Annotated in this window: 16 protein-coding genes; 6 read left to right on the forward strand and 10 right to left on the reverse strand. The window is 62.5% G+C overall.

Going from position 1 to position 21,783, the window contains the following annotated elements; all coding sequences use genetic code 11:
- Nucleotides 1-103: 103 nt before the first annotated feature.
- From ACX80B_RS06905 to ACX80B_RS06925, 5 genes are all read right to left on the reverse strand, one after another.
- A complete protein-coding gene (locus ACX80B_RS06905) occupies nucleotides 104-2,029 on the reverse strand; it encodes an IucA/IucC family protein (protein ID WP_459294443.1) in 1,926 nt (641 codons plus the stop codon).
- Nucleotides 2,026-2,595 carry a GNAT family N-acetyltransferase gene (locus tag ACX80B_RS06910; protein WP_459294445.1) on the reverse strand — a complete coding sequence of 190 codons (570 nt, stop codon included), beginning with the start codon at nucleotides 2,593-2,595 and terminating at the stop codon, nucleotides 2,026-2,028. Before ACX80B_RS06910 ends, ACX80B_RS06905 begins: the two co-directional genes overlap by 4 nt.
- The gene (locus ACX80B_RS06915) at nucleotides 2,592-3,935 is read right to left on the reverse strand and encodes a lysine N(6)-hydroxylase/L-ornithine N(5)-oxygenase family protein (protein WP_459294448.1); all 1,344 of its coding nucleotides are present in this window, start codon (nucleotides 3,933-3,935) and stop codon (nucleotides 2,592-2,594) included. Before ACX80B_RS06915 ends, ACX80B_RS06910 begins: the two co-directional genes overlap by 4 nt.
- Entirely contained in the window at nucleotides 3,932-5,470 is a 1,539-nt protein-coding gene (locus ACX80B_RS06920) for a pyridoxal phosphate-dependent decarboxylase family protein (RefSeq protein ID WP_459294450.1), read from the reverse strand. The genes ACX80B_RS06915 and ACX80B_RS06920 overlap by 4 nt, the downstream gene beginning before the upstream one ends.
- 137 nt (nucleotides 5,471-5,607) lie before the next feature.
- Nucleotides 5,608-9,057 carry a DEAD/DEAH box helicase gene (locus ACX80B_RS06925; protein WP_459294452.1) on the reverse strand — a complete coding sequence of 1,150 codons (3,450 nt, stop codon included), beginning with the start codon at nucleotides 9,055-9,057 and terminating at the stop codon, nucleotides 5,608-5,610.
- A gap of 193 nt (nucleotides 9,058-9,250) precedes the next feature.
- Here ACX80B_RS06925 and ACX80B_RS06930 point away from each other — a divergent pair, with 193 nt between their 5' ends.
- Together ACX80B_RS06930 and ACX80B_RS06935 are read left to right on the forward strand one after the other, a co-directional pair.
- Nucleotides 9,251-9,955, forward strand: coding sequence for a polysaccharide deacetylase family protein (locus ACX80B_RS06930; protein ID WP_459294454.1), 705 nt, complete (start codon nucleotides 9,251-9,253; stop codon nucleotides 9,953-9,955).
- Nucleotides 9,956-10,283: 328 nt separating this feature from the next.
- A complete protein-coding gene (locus tag ACX80B_RS06935; RefSeq protein WP_459294456.1) occupies nucleotides 10,284-11,321 on the forward strand; it encodes an alpha/beta fold hydrolase in 1,038 nt (345 codons plus the stop codon).
- 259 nt (nucleotides 11,322-11,580) lie between these two features.
- Here the strand turns inward: ACX80B_RS06935 and ACX80B_RS06940 are convergent, their stop codons facing one another.
- The 4 genes from ACX80B_RS06940 to ACX80B_RS06955 form a co-directional block, all read right to left on the reverse strand.
- The gene (locus ACX80B_RS06940; protein ID WP_459294458.1) at nucleotides 11,581-13,218 is read right to left on the reverse strand and encodes an MDR family MFS transporter; all 1,638 of its coding nucleotides are present in this window, start codon (nucleotides 13,216-13,218) and stop codon (nucleotides 11,581-11,583) included.
- A gap of 80 nt (nucleotides 13,219-13,298) precedes the next feature.
- Nucleotides 13,299-13,934, reverse strand: a complete 636-nt coding sequence (locus tag ACX80B_RS06945) for a TetR/AcrR family transcriptional regulator (RefSeq protein WP_459294460.1) — start codon at nucleotides 13,932-13,934, stop codon at nucleotides 13,299-13,301.
- Between the two features lie 68 nt (nucleotides 13,935-14,002).
- Nucleotides 14,003-14,197 carry a hypothetical protein gene (locus ACX80B_RS06950; protein WP_459294462.1) on the reverse strand — a complete coding sequence of 65 codons (195 nt, stop codon included), beginning with the start codon at nucleotides 14,195-14,197 and terminating at the stop codon, nucleotides 14,003-14,005.
- Between the two features lie 97 nt (nucleotides 14,198-14,294).
- Nucleotides 14,295-14,594, reverse strand: a complete 300-nt coding sequence (locus ACX80B_RS06955) for a hypothetical protein (RefSeq protein WP_459294464.1) — start codon at nucleotides 14,592-14,594, stop codon at nucleotides 14,295-14,297.
- A gap of 318 nt (nucleotides 14,595-14,912) precedes the next feature.
- Between ACX80B_RS06955 and ACX80B_RS06960 the strand changes: the two genes are divergently transcribed.
- Entirely contained in the window at nucleotides 14,913-16,442 is a 1,530-nt protein-coding gene (locus ACX80B_RS06960) for an FGGY-family carbohydrate kinase (RefSeq protein ID WP_459294466.1), read from the forward strand.
- Here ACX80B_RS06960 and ACX80B_RS06965 read toward each other — a convergent pair.
- Nucleotides 16,390-17,358 (reverse strand): sugar-binding transcriptional regulator, encoded by a 969-nt coding sequence (locus ACX80B_RS06965; protein WP_459294468.1) that lies wholly within the window; start codon nucleotides 17,356-17,358, stop codon nucleotides 16,390-16,392. The genes ACX80B_RS06960 and ACX80B_RS06965 overlap by 53 nt on opposite strands.
- Nucleotides 17,359-17,541: 183 nt before the next feature.
- On the opposite strand from ACX80B_RS06965, the gene ACX80B_RS06970 reads away from it, so the two are divergent.
- The 3 genes from ACX80B_RS06970 to ACX80B_RS06980 are packed head-to-tail and all read left to right on the forward strand — an operon-like array spanning nucleotide 17,542 to nucleotide 21,781.
- On the forward strand, nucleotides 17,542-18,663 hold the full coding sequence (locus ACX80B_RS06970) for a zinc-binding dehydrogenase (protein WP_459294470.1): 1,122 nt from the start codon (nucleotides 17,542-17,544) through the stop codon (nucleotides 18,661-18,663).
- 34 nt (nucleotides 18,664-18,697) lie between these two features.
- Nucleotides 18,698-20,047, forward strand: a complete 1,350-nt coding sequence (locus ACX80B_RS06975) for an RbtT/DalT/CsbX family MFS transporter (RefSeq protein WP_459294472.1) — start codon at nucleotides 18,698-18,700, stop codon at nucleotides 20,045-20,047.
- 3 nt (nucleotides 20,048-20,050) lie between these two features.
- Nucleotides 20,051-21,781: a dihydroxyacetone kinase family protein gene (locus tag ACX80B_RS06980; protein WP_459294474.1), complete on the forward strand. Its 1,731-nt coding sequence runs from the start codon at nucleotides 20,051-20,053 to the stop codon at nucleotides 21,779-21,781.
- Nucleotides 21,782-21,783: the final 2 nt, after the last annotated feature.

The following is a 21,783-nucleotide window of genomic DNA, read 5'->3' on the forward strand; positions in this document are numbered from 1 at the left end:
CCCCTGGTGATGCTCATGAGTGATCACTGACTGCTGTCAGCGCTGTCAGACTATAGGAGCCCACGCGGAGTGTCTACGAGCCGCGTCCACGGGTTCTAATATGTCAGGCTGCGGCTGTCCTGCTCTGTCTTTGGGGGCCGAATTCTGCGAGCGGATTGCGCAGGACGCCGGATTTCTGCAGCGCGCCGGAGGGGTCCGCGAGATCTACCATCTGCTGGTTATTGCGCAACTGCAGCCGGTTCAGGCAGGACAATTCGAATTCCTCCGCGAACAGGTCGTATTTGGCAAAGGCTTCGGTCAGTTCCGGGTGCTGGTCTTGATAATCGACGACGACGGCGGCGACCGTGCGCCAGAAGTCCTCCTGGTCCAAACGGCCGTCCTCGTCGAGTGTGGCGGCCAGGAAGCGGAAGAAGCAGTCGAAGACGTCCGTGAAGATGGACAATATTTTCTCGCCTTCGGGCACCTCGACCCGGATCCGGGCGACGTCGTCGGGCAGCGTGGACGTATCGCCGAAGAAGGCGATTTCCTCACCGATGTCCTTCATGATTGCGCGCTCCGGGACGCCGTCGCGCAGGACCAGGATCAGATTCTCGCCATGCGGCATGTAGACGAGTTCATGACGGTAGAAGCAGTGCAGCAGTGGAACGAGGTACGCATCCAGATACCTCCGCAACCAGTCGGCAGCGCCCATTCCGGACCGGTCAACCAACGCCGACACGAAAGAGTGGCCGGCTGCGTCCCGGTGCAGGAGGGAAGCCATCGTCGCGAGTTGCCGTCCGGGCTCGAGCGAGGGCAGCGGACTCTCCCTCCACAACGCCGAGAGCATCTTCCGGTAGGGGGATCCGCTTTCGGCCGCGGCTTCGTAATAGTGATTGTGGTATCCGACGGCGGCCGTCTCGCGCAGGATGCTGAAGCCGTGCTGCTGCAAGGTGGCGTCGGAACGGACAAGGTCGTGCACCCAGTCGTTGATGGCCGGAGTGGCGCGCATGTATTCGGGGGAGAGTCCGCGCATGAACCCCATATTGAGAACGGACAGCGCGGTTTTGACGTAACTGGCGGCAGGCCGGTCACGGTTGAAGAAGGTGCGGATGGACTGCTGCGCCTGATAGGTATCAGCACCGGTACCGAGATGGACGATCCGGCGTTGAGCCAGTTCCGCGGCGAAGGTCACGGCGAGTTTGTTCTCCAACTGCCAGGGATGGACCGGCATAAGGAGGTAGTCGGATGGAGAGAGGCCAAGCTCGGTGAGCCGGGCGTCGAAGGAGGCCAGCATCTCTGCGCCAAGCTCCGACTCGAGGTGGCCGCGGTAGCTAAGCAACGGCGTCGAACTGAATACCGCGTTGTCCCGGTGGACGGCCAGCCAGTGCAGTTGGACCGGTGCTCCCGTTTCGGGGGCATACGCGTGGTAGTCGCCGATCCCGAAGCCGAGCCGGCCATTGTTGGCGACGAAGCAGGGGTGGCCTTCGGTCATGGATCGTTCGATGGCTTGGAAATCCTCCGCAGGGTTTGACCCGCGGGTGATGCCGGCTGCGAGTTCGCTGGAGCTGAGCGGGGCGCCGGAGCTGAACGGAGCGCCGGGACTGGCGGGCGCGCCGGAGCTGGCCGGGACAGCCGCGTTCTTGTAGGCATGCCCAGCCAGGGTGCTGCTGATTTCCTCGAGATAGACCGGCAGCATGTCCGGGGGAATGCCAAGCGAAAGCCGGAAATCCATGATGAATTCCAAAGCGTCCAACGGGTGCTCCCGCCCGTCGATGCTGCGCGTGATGCCGTCCGCTTCGATGCTCCAATGGTCGAGCTTGAGGAGGCGTGCGGAAAAGCGGTACTCGGTGCCGTCGTCGTCGGACTGCAGGCAGTAAACGTCGCCTCCCAATGCTTCCGGTGCCAGGAGCCGTTCATGCGAAAACTCGGCGATGGCCTTGCGGACCAGGTGCCGGTTGGCCGCGGCCCAGCGTTCGGGAGTGAGGTGGGAGGTCGGAGTGGTCGTTGCAGTCATGGTGGTGGCGGGTGCCATGGTGGTCGTCGAGGTCATGGATGTGCTCCTTCGGAAACGCCGGCCGGAACGGCGGCAGCGAATTGTTGACGGGTGCAGAAAGACAGCCAGGCGTCCTTGCTATCGACGTGGATGACGCGGTCCTTTTCGAACCCCATGCGGGCATTCAGCGCCTGGATTTTTGTATTGCCGACGTCGGGTTCGACGACGACGCGGTTCACGGCAGGATCGGCGAACAGGAAGTTCAGGACGGAGGTGAAGACGGCCGTCGTGTAGCCGGTGCGAGGGGTGGTGGCCGGGGCGACCAGCAGGTGCATGCCGACGTCGCCGGTCTGCACTGCGTAGTGGTCGCGGAGGGGCGAGTGTCCGGGGGCATAGCGTTCCATCAGGAAGGCCGGCTCCGTGGCTGAGTCGTCGAGCTGCGGAATTTCGAGTCCGAGCCACGCCTCGTGATGCGGGTTGGCGGCGATGCGGGAGTGCTCCTGCTCGACGTCGGCGACGGTGGCCGAGCCCATGCCCCAGAACCGGGCGTACTCCTGGATCATCCAGCCATGCAGCAGCTCTGAATGCCGGGCGGGATCGACGGGAATGAAGGCGAATTTCATTGCGGCACCTCCGCCCCTGCGCCGGCCAGTTCGGGCTCTTCCGGCACGCCGTCCGGAGCGCCGAACTGCTGAAACGCGATCGAACGTTCCACCGGGTAGTACTCCCAGCCGAGCATCTCGCGGATGATGCAGGCGTTGCGGTAGGCGGCCATGCCGAGGTCCGGGGTGGCGAACCCATGCGTGTGCAGTTCGGCGTTTTGCACGTACAGTTCCCCGGGTTCGACGCCGATGCTGTAGTCGCGGCCGACGTCGAACCGACCGTCGTCATCGCGGCGGATCCGGTCCGCGATCCCGGCCAGGAACGGCGGCTCACGGTAGGTGTAACCGGTGGCGAGGACGACGGCGCCGGTCTCCAAGGTGAAACTGCGGTCCTGTTCGCCGTGCCGGAGGTCCAGGATGTGAGAGCCCGCGAGGGGATCGTACCGGGCGGCTTCCAGCGAGGAGTGGGTCAGCAACCGGGTCCGCGGGGGAGCATCCAGGCTCTTGATGTAGAGCAGATCGTAAATTTCGTTGATCAGGTCCTCGTCGATCCCCTTGTAGAGATTCTTCTGCGACTCGTTAACCGCTCCGCGGACGTCCGCCGGCAGGGCGTGGAAGTAGTCGACGTACTCCGGTGACGTCATCTCGAGCGTGAGCTTCGTGTATTCAAGCGGGAAGAACCGTCCGGAGCGGGTCACCCAGTTCAGCTCGTACCCGTACACATCAATCTCCTGCAGCAGGTCCCGGTACAGCTCAGCGGCGCTCTGGCCACTGCCGACAATGGTGATGCTGGACTGGCGCTGCAGTTCCGCCTTGCGCGGTAGGTAGTCGGCGGTGTGCAGGACCAGGCCGCCGGTATTGAGGATGGAAGTGCACGACGACGGCACGTGCGGCTGGGTACCGGTGCCGAGCACGAGCCGGCGGGCATAGCGCACCGTCTCGCCGTTTCCCATGTGTATGGAACGGACTTCGTAGACGCCGTTCCGGTACCGCACTGCGGTCACGCGCTCGCCGAAATGCACGGTGGGCAGCTGCGCGGCGACCCACTGGCAGTACTTATTGAACTCGGCGCGCAGGGGATAGAAGTTTTCCCGGATGTAGAAGCGGTACAGCCGGTCCGATTCCTTCAGGTAGTTCAGGAAGGAGTACCGGGAAGTCGGGTCCGCCATCGTTACCAGGTCCGCCAGGAACGGGACCTGCAGGTGGGCACTGTCCAGCATCATGCCCGGATGCCAGTCGAAGCCGGCGCCTTCGTCGAGGAAGACACCATCGAGTTCGGAAATCGGTGCCGTCAGCGCCGCCAGGCCCAGATTGAAGGGGCCGGCACCGATACCGATGAAGTCGTGGACGTGCGTGCTCATCGTGTCCCTCCTGCAAGGTAGTCATCGCCGACGCGGCGGATCATCCCGAGGATTTCGCGCACGTCGCCGAGGGTGGTTTCGGCGTTGAGCAGCGTCAGTTTCAGATAGTGCCGGCCGGCGGACTTGGTGCCGGCGATCATGGCTTCGCCGGAGCTGGCCAGGGTGCGGCGGATGTGGAGATTGACGACGTCGGCCGCGTCGCCGTCGAGCCCGTCCGGGCAATAGCGGAAGACGAGCGTGCTCAACTGCACCGGGGCGGCCAGCTCGAACTCGCAGTCGGCAGCCACCATCCGGCCGGCGTGTTGGGCCAGGTCGATGGCCTCATCCAGCAGCACGCCAATGCCGTCCGCGCCCAGGGTGCGCAAGGTCAGCCAGAGCTTCAGCGCGTCGAAACGCCGGGTGGTCTGCAGGCTCTTATCCACCTGGTTCGGAATGTCCTCGCGGGCCGCACTTTCCGGATTCAAATAGTCGGCGTGGTAGGTGACGTGCTGGAGCATTGTGCGGTCGCGGACCAGGACGGCGCTGGAGCTAACGGGCTGGAAGAACGTCTTGTGGTAATCCACGGTCACCGAGTCGGCGTCGCCGATCCCGTCCAGGAGATGCCGGTGGCGCAGCGAGGTCAACAACCCGCCGCCGTAGGCCGCATCGACATGGAGCCAACTGCCATGTTGGCGGCTGAGCCGGGAGAGGTCCGGGAGCGGATCGAAGCTGCCGAAGTCGGTGGTTCCGGCTGTCGCCACCACCGCCATTGGAACCTCGCCGCGTTTGGCACTGGCCGCCATCGCTGACTCCAGGGCTGCCGGTTTCATCCGCTGATTCGCGTCGCATTCGACCGGAACAACGGCGTCGTAGCCCAGCCCGAGCAGAGAGGCGGATTTCCGGATGCTGAAGTGGCTGACCTCGGAGGTGAAGATCCGCAGTCGCTCCAACAGCGCCGGAAGCCGGGCGGCTCGCAGGGTTGGATCCCGCCGAAGGATGGCGACGGCCTGGTTGCGGGCAATCAGCAGTGCCTGGAGGTTGGACTGGCTGCCGCCGCTGGTGAAGACGCCGTCGGCCGCGGCGCCGAGGCCCAACCGGTCCGCTGTCCAGCTGATCAGGCGGCGCTCGATCAGTGTGGCGCCGGCGCTCTGATCCCACGTGTCCAATGAGGAATTCACCGCGGAAAGAATGGCTTCACCGACCAAGGCCGGTATGACGACCGGGCAGTTCAGGTGGGCGGCGTATTTACTGTTGTGGAAGTAGACCGCGTCGCGCAGATAGAGATCCTCCAACTCGGCGAGGGCGGACGGCATGTCCTCGATGGGCGAGTCCAGGTCCACCGCCTCCACGAGAGGAGCCAACCCGTCCGGGGTGATACCGGTGAAGGGCTTTGCCGTGCGGGAAATTTTGTCGGCAACGAGGTTCACCCCCTGTTGGACTTCGTCGGCGTACCGGGACACGTTGCGTTGGTTGAAAAGCTGGTTTCCGGCAGCAAGCGCCAACTCAACCCCCGAACCGAAGTCCTCGCGGGTTTCTGTAGCGGAGTTCAAGGTCATACGACTCCCTCAATAACTGTGATCGACAAGAAGTGCCCACAAGTTGGTGGGCAGGATAGGTAACCCTTACTTTGGTAAGCCTTACCTATGTCGACCTTTGGCGTCAAGCCGATGACGCGGTACGGGAGGGACTGGTGTTAGCTGTCGAGCAGGCCGCGCACGTCCTCGGCGGTGAGCTGCGTGGAGAAGACCGCGTCGTCGTCGAGCACGGACGAGAAGAGCTGGCTCTTGCGTTCCTTCAGCGCCATGACCTTTTCCTCGATGGTGTCCTTGGCCACCATCCGGTAGACCATGACGTTCTTGGTCTGGCCGATCCGGTGGGTCCGGTCGACGGCCTGGGCTTCGGTGGCGGGATTCCACCAGGGGTCCAGCAGGAAGCAATAGTCTGCTTCGGTCAGATTCAGGCCGAACCCACCGGCCTTGAGGCTGATCAAAAACACCGGCGCCTTGCCGTCCTTGAACTTGGCGATCACTTCGGCCCGCCGCCGGGTGGAGCCGTCGAGGTAGCAATAGTCGATGCCGGCCGCGTCGAGCCGTTCGGCGGCTTTCTTCAGGAAGCTGGTGAACTGGCTGAAGATCAACGAGCGGTGTCCCTCGGCGACGACGTCCTCGAGTTGCTCGAACAGCACATCGAGTTTGCTGGACGGGACGGCGGCGTACTCCTCGTCCACAAGCGACGCATCCAGGCTGAGCAGCCTTAGCAGGGTCAGGGATTGGAAGATCGTGAACCGGTTCTTGTCCATATCCTCGACCAGGCGCAGGATCTTCTGCCGCTCACGTTGCAGGTGCGTCTGATAGATTTTCTGGTGCTTGGCTCCGAGCTCCACATCGAGCACTTGCTCCTGCTTCTCGGGCAGGTCGGAGGCCACGGCTTCCTTGGTGCGGCGCATCATCAGCGGCCGGATCCGGCGTCGTAATTGGCCCAGCAGTTCCTTGTTCTCGCTGCGCTCGATCGGACGCTGATACAACTCCGCGAACTTGGTGCTGATCGGAAAGAGGCCGGGCGCGACGATCGAGAAGATCGAATGCAGCTCCATCAGGTTGTTCTCCATCGGCGTGCCGGTGATCGCCAGCTTGAACGGCACGTCCAGATCCTTGGCGCAGCGGTGCACCTTCGCCGTCCGGTTCTTGACGAACTGAGCCTCGTCCAGGATCAACCCGCCCCACCCGTGTTTTTGATAGGCGGCAAAATCGAGCCGGAACAGGGTGTAGGAAGTGATGACGACGTCGGCCCCGGCAGTAATTTCCGCCAGCGGACGGCGGCCGCGGGCTTGAGTATCGGTAATACCGACGACGTTGAGGCCGGGCGCGAACCGGTTGGCTTCGGAAACCCAGTTGGGCACCACCGACGTCGGTGCGACGACGAGGAACGGCTGCACAGGGTTTGCAGCGGGCTGACCCGGGATTGTTGGGCGATGCCCCGGGTTCGCGGTGGAAGACGCCGTCGCCCGTTCCTTGCGGTGGACCAACAGAGCCAGCGCCTGCAGCGTCTTGCCCAGTCCCATATCGTCGGCCAGCACACCGCCCAACCCGTGATGCCAGAGGAACGCCAGCCAGTTGAAGCCGTCCAGCTGGTACGGGCGCAGTTCGGCATGAACCCCGGCCGGAACCGGGGTTTGCTCCACCGCTTCAAGTTCCAACAGCCCGGTTACCGAAGCCCGCCAGGCACGTGCCTGCTCGGTCTCCTCCGCCAGTTCCTCCAGCTCCGCCCACAGTCCAGCCTGGTAGCGGCTGATCCGCAGTCCGTTCTCCACATCCGCGCCGGGTTCCTCGCCCCGGACGCCGCGCAACTGGCCGGTCTTCCGGTCCTGCAAGGTGAGCGCCTCGTCGATGAGGCCGCGCAGCCGGTCGAAAACCGGTTGGTCCATCGACAGGTACGTCTTATCCACCAGCAAGAGCTTCTTAGCCCCCTTGGTCAGCGCCTTGAAGATGTCGTTGAACGGAATCTTCCGTCCGGCCACCGTGACGATAACGCCCAGATCGAACCAGTCGCTCTGCTCGGTCTCGACCGTGCTCACGGTGAGTTCCGGAGTCTCGGTAAGTTCCCGGTAGTCAGGGCGCTCGCCGACGATGTCGACGCGGACGCCGTCGAGCTCTTCGATCCGGGGCAGGGTCTGTTCGGTGAAGTCCACGGCGTCGAAATTCTGGAAGGTGGACTTGGCCGGCAGTTCGCTGCTGTGCAGGACCTTGCACACCGCTCCGGTCAATTCGGTCTCTGCCGCATTGTCCCGGTAGCCGGTTTCACCCGGTTCCGGATAGAGACCCTTGCGGCCGGTGGTCCCGCCGTGGACGTACTCCCAGTCCCAATTGGTTTCGAGCGTGTGGGCTGGCCCGTAGGTGGCGGTGAGGACCAGAACCGGCGGAACGATTTCGGGGAAATCGACGGAGGAGTCGCTGCTGGTGATCTCGACGGTCCTGCTCAGCGGCGGGTAGAAATCCTCGAGGAACTTTTCCACCTCGGGTGCCGGAATCGCCACGGTTTTGCCGCTCAGCAGCAGTTGGCGTTCCTGCTCGGAAATAGGTTTCGCGGTTGGCGCCAGCGTGATGACCCGGGGGTTGGCGGGCGTGTAGCTGTAGACGCCGTGATGGTTGATGGCGCCGGAGGTTTCCAGCGGGTGGCGGTGGCCGTCGATCTCGAGGGTCGGCGTCAGGCTGAGCCCGCCGTCGTCGTCGCCGTTAATTTGTTCTTTCCGCGCGTCGAGTCCCAGCACGGCCTGCCGTCCGACGACGATAGTCAGGTCTTTGCGCGCGCCCACCAGTTCGATTCCGAGCCGCTCCGCCTCGGCGAAGAGCTGCCAGAGCAGGGGGCTGCTGAATTCGTCGAGGTAGAGCCAGTCGTTGTCCTCGCCGTAATACGCAAGGCCGTTTGCGCGGTGCAGCGGTGCGAACTGGCTGAACCAGCGGTGCTGCTCCGGGTCGAAGTTCAGGCCATACGTCTTGTAGCTGATGGTGTTCCAGCGCAGGTTGTTCTTGACCCAGCGGCCCTTGCTGTTCCACATCACCGGACGGACTGCCGGCCGGAGACGGTCCACGGTGGTGTCCCGTTCCCGGGAACCTCCCGAGCGCCACGGCAAGGGGACGCGCGACGGCGGTGCGGCCAGGTCGAATTGCAAGCCCAGCCGTGTGGTTGCTGATCCAGCTGAGCCGGTTCCTGTGGGAGCTGCCGGAGAAGCCCGGGCGCCGTCGTCGTTCCCGCTGATCAGGCCGGTCAGCGACTGCTGCCAGTCAGGTCTTGAGGCGGGTTCCGGTTCCGGCTCATGGAATGAGTTGGCTGCCATGACGTGGGCCGTGTTGGCGTCGAGCAGGGTCGCGGCTACGTGCTTGCAATCGAAACGCATGGGGCAACTGCACGAGCTGAAATCCGTGCGGAAGCGGCCATTGTTCAGGCGGATTAGTTGGATCCTGCAGCGGTAGGGGACCGCGGCGGTTCCGTGCACCGTGCTGCGCAGTTGCCCGGAGCCTTCATCCCACTCCATATCGGCAATTGCGCCGCCCTTGGCGTACCCCTGTGCCCGCGCGAACGCGGCACCGCCGACCAGGCGGATGATCTCGTTGACGTCCACTAAGGGAAAGCTCGAGGATGGCACGGAAATCATCCTTCCACGTGCATCCGACACGGTATCGAACTGTTATGAAACAGGCGTTGACAGGGAGGGCGGACGGGCAGACACTGTAGGCAGTTGCACGGGCACCGAATTGCAGCAGTAGTTCCCGCCCGTACACATGGGGTTGGGGAAAAGCTGGTTTGTGATGCATTACCGTCATGCCATTCTATCTGCATTGTCTGCGTTGGCTCTTGCCATCGGCGTCCTGATACCGGCGGCGCCATCGGCGTCGGCTGCGACTTACAACATAAACCGCGGGCCCAACTACACGGGCCGTGTTGTGCTGACCTTCGACGACTGTCCGCGAACGTTGAGCGCGTATGTGAATGTCATGGCCTGGGCCAGGCGGACCAACACCGGGCTGGTGGTGGCTCCGACCGGCGATTGCCAACGGAAATTCCGCACGCTCAACGGTGTGAATCTGGCAACGGTCGCCAGGCAAAACGGGCAGTACGCCATCAACCACAGCATCAGCCATCCGGACCTGCGCACCCTCAGTTGTGCCGGCGTCGCGCGTCAACTGGGGGCGCCCGGCGTCGTTACCAACTACGGCCGGCCACCTTACGGGGCGATGAACGCGGCGGTCTCGTGTGGTTACCGGCTCGCGGGGATGCGGCCGTGGCTGTGGAACGTGGATACTCAGGACTGGACAGGCCGGACCCGCGCGCAGGTCGTCGCCCACACGGTCCGGTTCGCTACCCGCGGCAGCACCGTGCTGATGCACATGCAATGGAACGGTTTCAATCCGACGGCGATTGCCCAGATGAAATCCGGACTTGCCGCAAGGGGGCTACGGGTCTGCCGGGCCTATCGGGGGACAGACAATGTGGGGCCAGTGGTGGCCAGTCCGACCTACCTGCCGGCCAGGCTGCAGTGCTGATTCGGTGCTTCGATTATCCGGCCCTGGTCCGGCTGCCAAAAACTCACAGCTGGCATTAAGGTTCTACCGGGTCTTTTCCCTGACTCGGTCCGTACATTCTTAATTACCTCATGAAGGTGCGAGTGATGAGGATCGGTCTTCCCCCAGACTGATCCCGGTGCCGGTGAACGACTGGAGTGTTTCCCCCAACTACTCCGACCGCTCACCGGCACCATTCTCATTTAAGGTCAGGCTATTGAGTCGGTCCTCGCAGAATCATTCCTCTCAGAGCATGTTCAACCCCCCTACATTCGCGGCAGATCTACGATCCATCATTTATCCTGAGCCGATGAGGAAGTGGACGGTGCTGACATCGGCGGCGTTGGGACTTGCCGGACTCGCGGCGTTTCTGACGTGGCGCGGGCCTCGTCTGCCGCCCGGCACCGAGAGAACGATTGCCCGCATCCGCGCCGGCCCAGTGACGGGAGTCGTCAACGGCAAATCGGGGTACGCCCAGTCCGGCGGGGTCCAGATCTGGTACGAATCCATTCCTCCTGTCGGGGCGGAGAAGGGTGTCGTACTACTCAACTCCTCACTCGGTGTGGGCTCGTTGTTCTGGCCGCCCGCGTTCCTGCGCGCCCTGTTGGCGGCGGGATACCGCGTGGTCAGGTACGACCATCGGGGGACCGGTGCGTCGAGTTGGATGACGGACTGGAGCCGAAAGCATCCGTACTCGCTGGTCGACATGGCCAACGATGCGATCGCCGTCCTCGACGAGCTTCGCATCGACCGCGTTCACATGCTCGGGGTCTCCCTAGGTGGTTTCGTCGCCCAAGAGGTCGCGATCGCATACCCCGGGCGTGTCCACTCTCTGACCCTCATGTCAACATCGGCGGATCCAACCGATGCCTCTATGCCCGGGCCTCAGGCCTGGCCACTGATCCGGTCGGCGATAGCGGGCTTTCCGCTGCTGCGGTACCGCTTGCTCGGCGGCGAAACAAATCTCGTGAAGGAGCTCCTCGCGGGGCTGATCGCGCAAGGCGGAGACGAGCCTGTCGACGTGGAAGAGTGGACCAGGATCGTTCTTTACGACCTGCGCGAACGAAACGGACTCAACCTCCGTGCACTGCTGCAGCACCAGGTTGCTGTCGCCGTGACACGCTCCCGATACCCGCTGCTGGCCACGATCACGGCACCCACGCTTGTGGTACACGGGAACGCCGATGCGTTCTCGCCGATCGAGCACGGCCGCCGACTCGCCGCAGCCATCCCAACCGCTTGCGGCCTTTGGCTGGAAGACGCTGGTCACCCGTTTCCATACCCCGACATGTCCGAGGTGATGACGGCGATCACGAGCCACCTCGACGCTGCAGATGGCCCAGGGTAAGGACTGTTCTGGAATCCTGGGCGGGCTACGTTGATCTCTACAACGACGTGGCGCCCCGGAGTTGCTCCTCCGTCTTCTCATTCTGTCGGTGTTCGGTATCAGGATTCAATATTCACGGCTGGCGTTGAGGTCCTATTGAGCCTTTTCCCTGACTCGGTCCGTACATTCTTAATTACCTCTTGTTAGGTGCGAGTGATGAGGACCGGTCTTCCCCCGGACTGGTCCCGGTGCCGGTGAACAATTGGAGTGTTTCCCCCAACTACTCCGACCGTTCACCGGCACCATTCTCTTTAACAACTCCCATTCGCTCCGCTTCCAGGCGGATGGCTTCCTCGCCGCCGATCGCTTCACCCCGGGCCACCATTCCAGCCGTGTCGGACAGCGGAATCTGCTTGAGCTTCAATGCCAGCAGGAACGCGATAACCAGGAATGGAATCAGGTACCAGAAGACGGGCGCCAGCGAGTCCGCGTACGCCGCGACAATCCCATTCTGAACCGTCTCGGGCAGCTGAGCCATCGCGTCGGGACCGAGATTCGCCGTCGCGGATTCCGCGTCGGCGGGTGCGGCGCCGGAGCTGGCAAAGGTCTCTGTCAGGGCATCTCCCAACCGCGAGGTAAAGATGGATCCGAAAACAGCCACACCCAGGGCGGCCCCGACCTCGCGGAAGTAGTTGTTGGTGCTGGTTGCAGTGCCGACGATCGAGGCAGGTACCGCATTCTGCACGACCAGGACGACGACCTGCATGATCAGCCCGAGCCCGGCGCCGAAGAAGAAAAGCATCGCGCAGATAACCCAGATGGGAGTCTCAGCCGTCAACGTCGTCATCCACAACATGGAAGCGACGGTGAGCAGGGTCCCGGCGATCGGATACTTTCGGTAGTTGCCGCTGCGCGTGATGGCGATGCCGGAGTAAATCGACGTTCCCATCATGCCGACCATCATGGGCAGCATCAGCAGGCCGGAAACCGCTGCGGACGTGCCGGAGGACATCTGCAGGAACGTCGGCATGAAGGCCAGGGCGGAGAACATGCCGAGCCCCAGCGTGAACCCGATGGCGGTGCTGTTGACGAAGACCTTGTTCTTGAACAGGCCCAACGGGATCACCGGATCCTCGGCTCGGCGTTCGACGGCGACAAACAGTGCCGCTGACACGACCATGCCTGCGCCGAACAACCAGGTCAGCGGTGAATCCCATCCCTGGTCCTCATTGCCACCGAAGTCGGTGAAGAAGATCAGGCAGGCGGTTGCGATGGACAGCAGCGCGACGCCGGGCAGGTCCAGCTTCTTTTCCGCCCGCTTGTTCGGAATGGTCAAGGCGAAGTAGGCGAGGACGAACGCGGCAATGCCGACCGGAATGTTCACGTAAAAGCACCACTGCCAGCTCAGGTGGTCCACGAAGAAGCCGCCCAATAGAGGACCGGCGACGGCGGATAACCCGAAGATGCCGCCGAGCGGTCCCATATACTTACCGCGCTCGTTGGCGGGAACGATGTCGGCAATGATCGCCTGCGACAGGATCATCAAGCCGCCGCCGCCCAGGCCCTGCACCGCGCGGAAGATCACGAAGCTCCAGAAATCGGTGGCGAGCGAACAAGCCACGGACGCGACGGTGAACAGGGCGATGGCGAAGAGGAAGAGGTTCCGCCGTCCGAGTACGTCGCCGAACTTGCCGTAGATCGGCATCACGATCGTCGTCGCCAGCAGGTAGGAGGTGACAATCCACGCCTGATGTTCGACGCCGCCAAGCTCACCGACGATGGTGGGCATCGCAGTGGAAACAATCGTCTGGTCCAGGCTGGCCAGCAGCATGCCGGCGATCAGGGCGGAGAAGATAATCCAGATCCGTCGCTGGGTGAGCAGGATCGGCTCGGTGCCGGGCGTGGCAGTGATGGTCATGAAGTTCCTTTGAGACTGAGGTGTATAACCGTCGGCAGCTCTCCGTGCAGGAGGAACGGACGGTCAGGAGGCGCGGACGGTCAGGAGGTGAAGAGCGACCGTGCGGCCGCGACGTAATTGGTGAGAATCGTGCGGTAGCTGTCCGAATTGTCCGGGCTGAAATAACGGTGCCCGGCTTTGTGGGACAGACTGGTGAAAACTGTCGTCGTGGCGGTGACTAATGGGTCATCCGCCTCGATCCGCTCCCGTTCGGCGATGAGCGCGGCGATTTCGGATTCCCACTTATCGCGGCTGCCGACAATCTTGAGCAGTAGTGCCGGCTCCTTTTCGACGGCGGCAATCAGCTGGCGGTATTGCGTCCGGTCCAGCGGGGACTGCTCAGCCATGCCGCAGGCGAGATCGATCAGGTCATCGACCAGTCCCGGCGATAGCCGACCGGACGGGGAGTCTTCACCGCCGTTCAGGAATACCTCGGCGACGTGGTCAGGCACGCCGTCTTCATGGTGGCCGATGAGGGCGTCTTCTTTGCTGGGAAAGTAATTGAAGAAGGTTCGCCGGGAGATGCCGACCTGTTCACAGAGCTGCTCGATGGTGAAGTTCGAGAAACCGTACTCCAGCGTCAAGGCGCGTGCCGCATCACTGATGGCGGCTCGCTGGGCTACGCGCTTGCGCTCGCGCAATCCGCCGGAGGTATGAATATCTGCACTATTTGACACAAAGTGTATTTTTGCACCATCAGACCTATGGTGCAAAGTAATGTGCGCACCTTCACACCCGGAGGAGCCTACCCGTCGCGGGGGTATTCATCGTCGTCGTCATCGACGTCGAGATTCTGTTCAGCCACGTCGGCTTCGTTGGCCTCAGCCGGGATACCCCGGCGGCGGTCCGCTTCGTCTTCCCATACGGCGGCCCGGCGCTGCTCAAGAACGTCGGCCTCCGGCGCATCCGGGTCAAGGGGATCGGGCGCTGAGTTGCTCATTTCAAACCTCCCGTACAGACGGCCTGGTCTCTACAATCCAAACACTACTCGCATTAAATGCGCCGGTGGAAGCTGGGGCAGAGCCGTTGTGGAGGGCCTACTGCTCACTGGGCCAGACGGACTGATTAAGGTTGGTCCGGCCAGCCAGGGGGCCTACGGGACCGAACATCGCGAGCCGGTATTCGCGGCGTGCAATTGCTCGCCGGATGCCGGCAACCAGCATCCCCACGCCGGCCAGCCCGACGGCTGTTCCAGTAATGAAGGCCGCCCAGACGGAATGCTCGGACAGGAAAAACGTTTGGGACGCGGCGAACCATGTGGCCATGACGACAGGACCACCGATGAACAGGAGAACGAGACCGGAAATGATGGTTCCAGCAGCTGGTCTGGGTGCCATTGTAAAAACCCCCACGGTTCGAATTTGCGATAGTGTCGGCGCCCCGGGGGTCCACTTCCGCCCGGGGCGCCTATCTCCGTTGTACCCGCCCATCCTGATCTTCAGCGGTGGGATACGCGCAGGTTTCGCACAAGATTCGATCAATTGTTCACTCAGGCCACTTAAGTCACTTAAGTCACGCCGATATGCCCGCAGGTCCTGTTCCGTTGGTGAATTTTTCTCGGTTGTGATGCCGGTTTTGAGGCCTGCCGCATCCTGGCACACCGCATTGGCCGCCCGGCTACCATGGACGGATAATGCGACAGATGAGGTGGAGCGATGTTTCTGGGAATTGATATTGGCACCGGCAGCAGCAAGGCCGTGCTCGTCAGCCCGGACGGTCGCATCCTGGATCGAACGAGCATCACCCACGCTGCCGATTTACCGCGACCCGGATGGGTCGAATTCGATGCCAATACGGTGTGGTGGCCGGAGATTGCTGCTCTGGCTCAGGAGCTTTTATCCCGCAACGATGCCGGAGATCTCCAGGGCGTCTGTGTCAGCGGCATGGGGCCCTGCCTGGTCGTTACTGATGATTCGTTCACACCATTGCGGCCAGCGATCCTTTACGGCGTGGACACACGGGCGACAGAGGAAACCGCGGAACTGACAACAGAGTTTGGACCACAATGGATATTCGATACTTGCGGAAAGGAACTTTCGTCCCAATCTGTCGGACCGAAACTGAGATGGCTGAAGAACCACGAACCCGACACATTCGCGCACGCCACTCATTGGTTCGGCTTGAATTCCTACATTGTCGCAAAGCTCACAGGTGAGTACGTTCAGGATCATCACTCTGCCAGCCAGTGCGATCCGCTTTACGATGTGGCCAACTGCGATTGGGCCATGGATGCAGTGACTGCGGTGGCCGGCCATCTGAAGGTTCCCCGGCTCGTGTGGTCTACGGAGGTCGTCGGGAAAGTGACACCGGCAGCAGCGGAATTCACCGGTATCCCGGTGGAGACACCAGTTTGTGCCGGCACTGTGGATGCTTGGGCCGAAGCCTTCAGCGCAGGAGTCGAGCAGCCCGGGGACTTGATGTTGATGTACGGCTCGACAATGTTTTTCGTCCACATTCTTAGCGAGCCGCGTACTCATCACAAACTATGGGCGTGTTCAGGCGTCACAGAGGGTGCCTTAACACTGGCGGCAGGGATGTCCACCTCCGGAAGTTTGGTCAGCTGGATGCAGCACTTGTTCGGGGATGTTCCCTTGGCGGACTTGATTCAGGAGGCGGAGTCGGTTCCCGCCGGCTCCGAAGGGCTTCTGGTTCTGCCTCACTTTGCCGGGGAGCGGGCGCCTATTCTCGATCCCGATGCACGCGGCACGATTATTGGTCTGACCATGCGGCATGGCCGGGCACACCTGCTCAGGGCCGCCTATGAAGGAATGGCATATGGGATTCGGCAGATCCTGGAACTGCTGGAAAGCACAGGCGAGCCGGTCAGGCGGTTGGTGGCCGTCGGCGGTGGAACCAATGCGCCGTTGTGGACGAAAGTTGTCAGCGACATTACCGGAAGAACGCAGATTGTGCCGCGTCAGACCATCGGCGCCAGCTACGGCGACGCATTGATGGCAGCCATAGGAACCGGGGCAGTCCCCAAAAATACGGTCTGGGCGGAACCAGACCACATCGTTGAACCGGATCAGGACAACGCAGTTGTGTATGAGAGGCTTTTCGCGACCTACTCCACCCTCTATCCGGCCATTCGCGGTCAGATGCACGAATTGGCTGGAATACAGCGTGATACCGCTAGTTGCCCTGAACAGATTCGAGAATTGCCCGGGCAGTCTTTGCGTCCGTAATCAAGCGGCGGAAGTAGCCGGCCCTTGCCCCTGCCGCAATGCTGGTGGCTTTGTGTGTTCCGACGGCGGCCGCGACTGTGTGGGGTATCTGCTTGAGCGTTTCCAAGCGGGTGTTCACCATCCTCGAGCTGCCAGGAAAATCAACGTCGGAGCCGTTATTGTCGAAGAAGTTCAGGCAGACGTCGCCAACCGCCCGCAACAGGGAATCGTCGTCGGCCGGAATGAACCGGGAGATGGAACCGCGGCTCGATGGCGGAGCGCCAATGCCCAACAATGCCATGCTCGCGTTCTCCCATAATCGTTGAATCCGCTGGAATGAGGGGTCCCGGTTGATGCTCGAGTACATGTCCTCCGATGGCAGTGCCTGCGCGAAGAGGAACGCGGGGTGGGCACCTGTTTTTTCTGCCAGCGTGCGGGCGATTTCGTTGGTCTGGTACCAAGGTTCCGGCTCCGCCTGCCCGCCAACCGTCGGAGCGACGACGACGCCGGGCAGCTTGGGCAGCAAGCCTTCGATGATTTCGTAGACCGTGCGGCCGGAAGAGACGAGCAGTACGTCGCCCGGCGATAGATCGACATCCCTGAAGGCGGCATCGACCTGGGGCGCCAGCCCGGTGCGCATGCGTGACGATTGGTCGCCGTCGGCGATGTAGGCCTTTTCCAGACCCAAGCGTCCGGCCAGCTCGTCCGCCAGAAGATGTCCCTCCTGTTCGATGGGATTGATGACGTCAATCTTCACGAGCCCGACGCGCCTTGCTTCAGCCAGCAGGCGGCTCACTGTTGGCCGCGACACTTGCATGGATTCCGCAATCTGAACCTGGTTCGCGTCCTCGAGGTAATACATTCGCGCCGCTTCGTAGAGCGTGGTCAAGGGAAATTTACTGTCCAGGGTGGATTCAGCATTCGCCGTCCCACTCATGATGCCTCCCTGACTGTATTCCGATGACCTTGGCGACTCTATCCCAAGAGATTCCAATTCTACCTCGCCGGTGAACAGAATTTCATACAATATCTCGTTGAGAAATTATGTTCTTGACATATGTTCACGATGAGCTAGGCTATTGAATGTTGACGCAGATCACACACCAGCCAAGGAGGACCGATGTCGACAACATCAATGGAACACTCGAATGCCCCTACCGAAGCATTGCCGCAAGCAATGGCGGCTGTCGTCTGCCACGGACCTGAGGACTACCGGCTTGAGCAGCTCGCCGTACCGGAACCTGCGCCGGGGGAGATGCTCATGAAAGTCGAAGCGGTCGGAGTCTGCGCGAGCGACCTGAAGTGCTATCACGGAGCGGCGAAATTCTGGGGCGATTCGAATCGCCCGGCCTGGGCGCAGAAGGGCGTTACCCCCGGGCATGAACTCGTCGGAACCATTGTTCAGTCCGACCAGGCAGCGGAAGATCTCCACGGCGCCGGTATCGGTGACCGGATTGCCTGCGAACAGATTGTTCCCTGCGGCGAATGCCGCTACTGCCAGCGCGGCCAGTACTGGATGTGCGGTCCGCATGACATGTTCGGTTTCCGCAATTACAACGGTGCGATGGCCCAGTACATGATCGTCCCCTCGAAGGCCCGCGTGCACAAGGTCTCCAAGGAACTCCCGCCGGCCCATGCTGCCTATGCCGAACCGCTTTCCTGCTCACTGCACGGGGTCGAGCGAGCCAACATTAAGTTCGACGACGTCGTCGTGGTGGCAGGGTGCGGTCCCATCGGTTTGGGGATGATCGCCGGCGCCAAGGCAAAGGGGCCGCTCAAGGTGGTCGCTCTGGATATGGTCGATGACAAGCTCGAACTGGCGAAGAAGTGCGGCGCCGACGAAGTCATCAACATCGGCAAGGAAGATGCAGTCCAGCGGATCAAGGACATGACCGAGGGCTACGGCGCCGACGTCTACATCGAAAGCACCGGCCACCCATCCGCCGTCGGGCAGGGCCTGAACCTGCTGCGCAAGCTTGGCACCTACGTCGAATACTCCGTCTTTGGATCAGATGTGTCCGTCGACTGGTCCATCATCAGCGACGACAAGGAACTCGACGTCCTCGGCGCCCACCTCGGCCCGCACTGCTGGCCCGCCGCGATCAAGATGATCGAATCCGGCATCCTGCCCATGGATGAAATATGCACCGACCAGTTCCCACTGGACCAATTCCAGGAAGCGCTGGATCTGGTGTCCGACACCTCCGGAGCCTCCATCAAGGTATCTATCCTGCCCAACTGACATCCTCGCTCAATGGCGTGAGAGGAGATAGATCGTGACCGCAACAGCAGCTACAGGATCCGGGCGGGAAACCCGCCTGGACCGGATCGGCATTCCGCACTCGCTGCGCTGGGGCTTCCTCGGCGTACTGGTGTTCATGACCGGTAACGGGGTGGAGTCCAACTTCATCGCCCCGCATATGGCCGACGCGCTCGGCTCCAACAACCTCGTCCCGACCATCATCACCATGTACGGCGTGGCGGTGCTGGTGTCCTCCTACCTGTCGGGCGCACTCTCTGACCTTTGGGGACCACGGAAAGTGATGACCCTTGGCTTCGCCATCTGGGTGGCATTCGAAGGGCTGTTCCTGATCAGCCTGGCGACCGGATCGACCGTGGGCGTATTCATCACCTACTTCGCACGCGGCTTCGGTTACCCGCTGTTCGCCTTCGCGTTCCTGGTTTGGATCAACGCAATAGTCCCACGCAAACGCAACGGGACGGCCGTTGGCTGGTTCTACGTAATGTTCACCGGCGGTCTTCCCACCTTTGGCTCGCTCTTCGCCCTCATCTTCATCCCGGTGTTCGGTGGCGGCAGCGGCGGCGAATCAGCCACCATGCTGGCATCGACGGCCCTGGTGGCAGCCGGTTATCTCATCACGGTCCTCGGTATCAGGGAAAAGACCGGCACCCGGCGGCTCGCCCCGGAAGGCGAATCTGCCTCACAAGTGATCTTCGGCGGAATCCGACTGAGCTTCAAGCAACCGAAGATCTTCACCGGGTTTGTGGTGCGGCTTATCAACACCGCCCCACAGTATGGAATGTTCATCATCCTGCCGGCCATCATCGGCGGATCACTGGGCTGGTCGCAGACCCAATGGCTGGCGATGACGGTGATCGTCTACGCCTCCAATATCGCCTTCAACGCCGTATTCGGTGCTATCGGTGACAAGTGGGGCTGGCAGCGCACCGTGAAATGGTTCGGCGTGATGGGCTCGGCGTTGGGTCTGCTGGCCTGGTGGTACGTGCCGCACTGGGTCGAGCCCGGCTCCGATTGGGGCTATGTGCTTTCCGTTATTGCCGGCGTGGCCTTCGGAATTCTGCTGGCCGGGTTCGTCCCCATGGGCGCCATCATGCCGGCCCTGACGCCAAGGCATAAGGGTGCGGCCATGGCCATGTACACCACGGCCGCCGGCGGGGCGGCGTTCCTCGGCGGGGCGGTCGTCGCTGCGGTGCTGCCCTGGGGCGGACCCGAAGCGGTTGTCTGGGCGTTTGTGGCTCTGTATGGAGTCGCCTTCTACCTGATGAAGTTCCTGCACGTTCCCGAAGACCCAACGGACCCGGACCTGCAACCAGCGAGGTCAAGCACTGTCCGCGACCATGCCAATTCCACTCAGGAGACCTGATCCATGACCAGGATTTTCAACCGCCCGGACGAGTTCGCCGATGACCAGTTGGCTGGTTTCGTGGACCTTTACGCCGACCGGCTGCGCGGAGTAGCAGGAGGCGTGGTTGCACGGCGCACCACCGACCCCCAGGTGGCAGTGGTGATCGGTGGTGGTTCCGGACATTACCCTGCTTTCGCCGGGCTCGTCGGCCCAGGCTTTGCCGCCGGTGCCGTGGTGGGCAACATCTTTACCTCGCCGTCGGCGGCACAGGTTTATTCCGTCGCCAAAGCGGCCGACCAGGGGCGGGGCGTGATCCTCAGCTTTGGCAACTATGCCGGCGACAACATGAACTTCGGTCTCGCCGCCGAACGGTTGCGCAAGGAGGGGATCGACACCCGCATAGTAGTGGTTACCGATGACGTCGCCTCTGCAGCGGACGAGGAGAAGCGCCGGGGCATCGCCGGAGACTTCACCGTCTTCAAAGTGATGGGTGCCGCCGCCGCTGCCGGCAAGGACATTGACGACGTCGAACGGCTGGGGAGAGCCGCCAACTCCGCCACCCGGACGCTCGGCGTCGCATTTTCTGGCTGCACCATGCCCGGTGCCTCAGCCCCGCTCTTCACCGTTCCGGACGGACAGCTGGGCCTGGGCTTAGGAATTCATGGCGAACCTGGTATCAGGGACGAACGGCTGCCCGGCGCGTCGGAGCTGGGTTCGATGCTGGCGGAACATGTTCTGGAACATGCTCCGGCCGACGCCGGGACCAAGGCCGGCGTCCTCCTCAACGGATTGGGCACCACCAAGTATGAAGAGCTGTTCCTGCTGTGGGGCGTCATTGCCGGCCGTCTGCGCGCTGCCGGTCTGGAGTTGGTGGAGCCGGAGGTCGGTGAGCTGGTTACCAGCCTGGACATGGGCGGTGCTTCCCTCACCCTGATGTGGCTGGACAGCGAGCTTGAGGAACATTGGAAGGCGGATACGTACACGCCCGCCTACCGCAAACAGAAAGCTCCGCTCGCGGCAATGGCCGAAACCGATCTGGAAGATGATGCTTCCACAGGTGTTCAGACGGAAGCTGCGCCGGAGGCCACCGACGCCGCCCGGGAACTGGCCGCCGTCGTCGTCCACGGACTGGAAAACATGGCAGAAACGCTGCACAGCCATGAGAAGGAGCTTGGCGATATCGACGCGGTGGCCGGCGACGGTGACCACGGCCGGGGAATGGTCAAAGGTGTCGATGCTGCCCTCGACGCGGCCCGACGTGCGGCCGCAGCCGGACCTGTTGGGGGTGCCTGGGCATTGAAGCAGGCGGGCCGGGCCTGGGCGGAGCATGCAGGCGGCACCTCGGGCGTGCTCTGGGGGGCCGCGCTGGAAGCGGCAGGCCAGTCCTTGACCGACGGCCGGAGTACGTACTCGGCATCGGATTATGTGGCCGCCGCGGAGGCGTTCTGCTCGGCCATCACGGATTTGGGCGGCGCTGTCCTCCAGGACAAGACGCTGGTGGATGCGCTGGTGCCTTTTGTCGGGACGCTGCAGGAAAACGTCAATAATGGAGCCGGTTTCGCTTCAGCCTGGCAAGCGGCCGCGGTGGTGGCGACGGAACAGGCCAGGGCCACTGCACATTTGAGCCCGAAGGTCGGCAGGGCGCGTCCTTTGGCGGAGAAGAGCGTCGGTACGCCGGACGCGGGGGCCACCTCGTTGGCTCTGCTCGTGTCGGGACTGGCTGATCTGAAAATGTACGCCCGTGCCGAATAGAA

The sequence above is a fragment of the Arthrobacter monumenti genome (assembly GCF_054511255.1).

Bases quoted from the DNA above. Each gene is read 5' to 3' on its own strand.
- ACX80B_RS06950 (WP_459294462.1), bottom strand. From the start codon at position 14,197: ATGAGCAACTCAGCGCCCGATCCCCTTGACCCGGATGCGCCGGAGGCC.
- ACX80B_RS06915 (WP_459294448.1), bottom strand. From the start codon at position 3,935: ATGAGCACGCACGTCCACGACTTCATCGGTATCGGTGCCGGCCCCTTC.
- ACX80B_RS06920 (WP_459294450.1), bottom strand. From the start codon at position 5,470: ATGACCTTGAACTCCGCTACAGAAACCCGCGAGGACTTCGGTTCGGGG.
- ACX80B_RS06935 (WP_459294456.1), top strand. From the start codon at position 10,284: ATGAGGAAGTGGACGGTGCTGACATCGGCGGCGTTGGGACTTGCCGGA.
- ACX80B_RS06970 (WP_459294470.1), top strand. From the start codon at position 17,542: ATGTCGACAACATCAATGGAACACTCGAATGCCCCTACCGAAGCATTG.
- ACX80B_RS06965 (WP_459294468.1), bottom strand. From the start codon at position 17,358: ATGAGTGGGACGGCGAATGCTGAATCCACCCTGGACAGTAAATTTCCC.
- ACX80B_RS06905 (WP_459294443.1), bottom strand. From the start codon at position 2,029: ATGACCTCGACGACCACCATGGCACCCGCCACCACCATGACTGCAACG.
- ACX80B_RS06940 (WP_459294458.1), bottom strand. From the start codon at position 13,218: ATGACCATCACTGCCACGCCCGGCACCGAGCCGATCCTGCTCACCCAG.
- ACX80B_RS06910 (WP_459294445.1), bottom strand. From the start codon at position 2,595: ATGAAATTCGCCTTCATTCCCGTCGATCCCGCCCGGCATTCAGAGCTG.
- ACX80B_RS06955 (WP_459294464.1), bottom strand. From the start codon at position 14,594: ATGGCACCCAGACCAGCTGCTGGAACCATCATTTCCGGTCTCGTTCTC.
- ACX80B_RS06960 (WP_459294466.1), top strand. From the start codon at position 14,913: ATGTTTCTGGGAATTGATATTGGCACCGGCAGCAGCAAGGCCGTGCTC.
- ACX80B_RS06980 (WP_459294474.1), top strand. From the start codon at position 20,051: ATGACCAGGATTTTCAACCGCCCGGACGAGTTCGCCGATGACCAGTTG.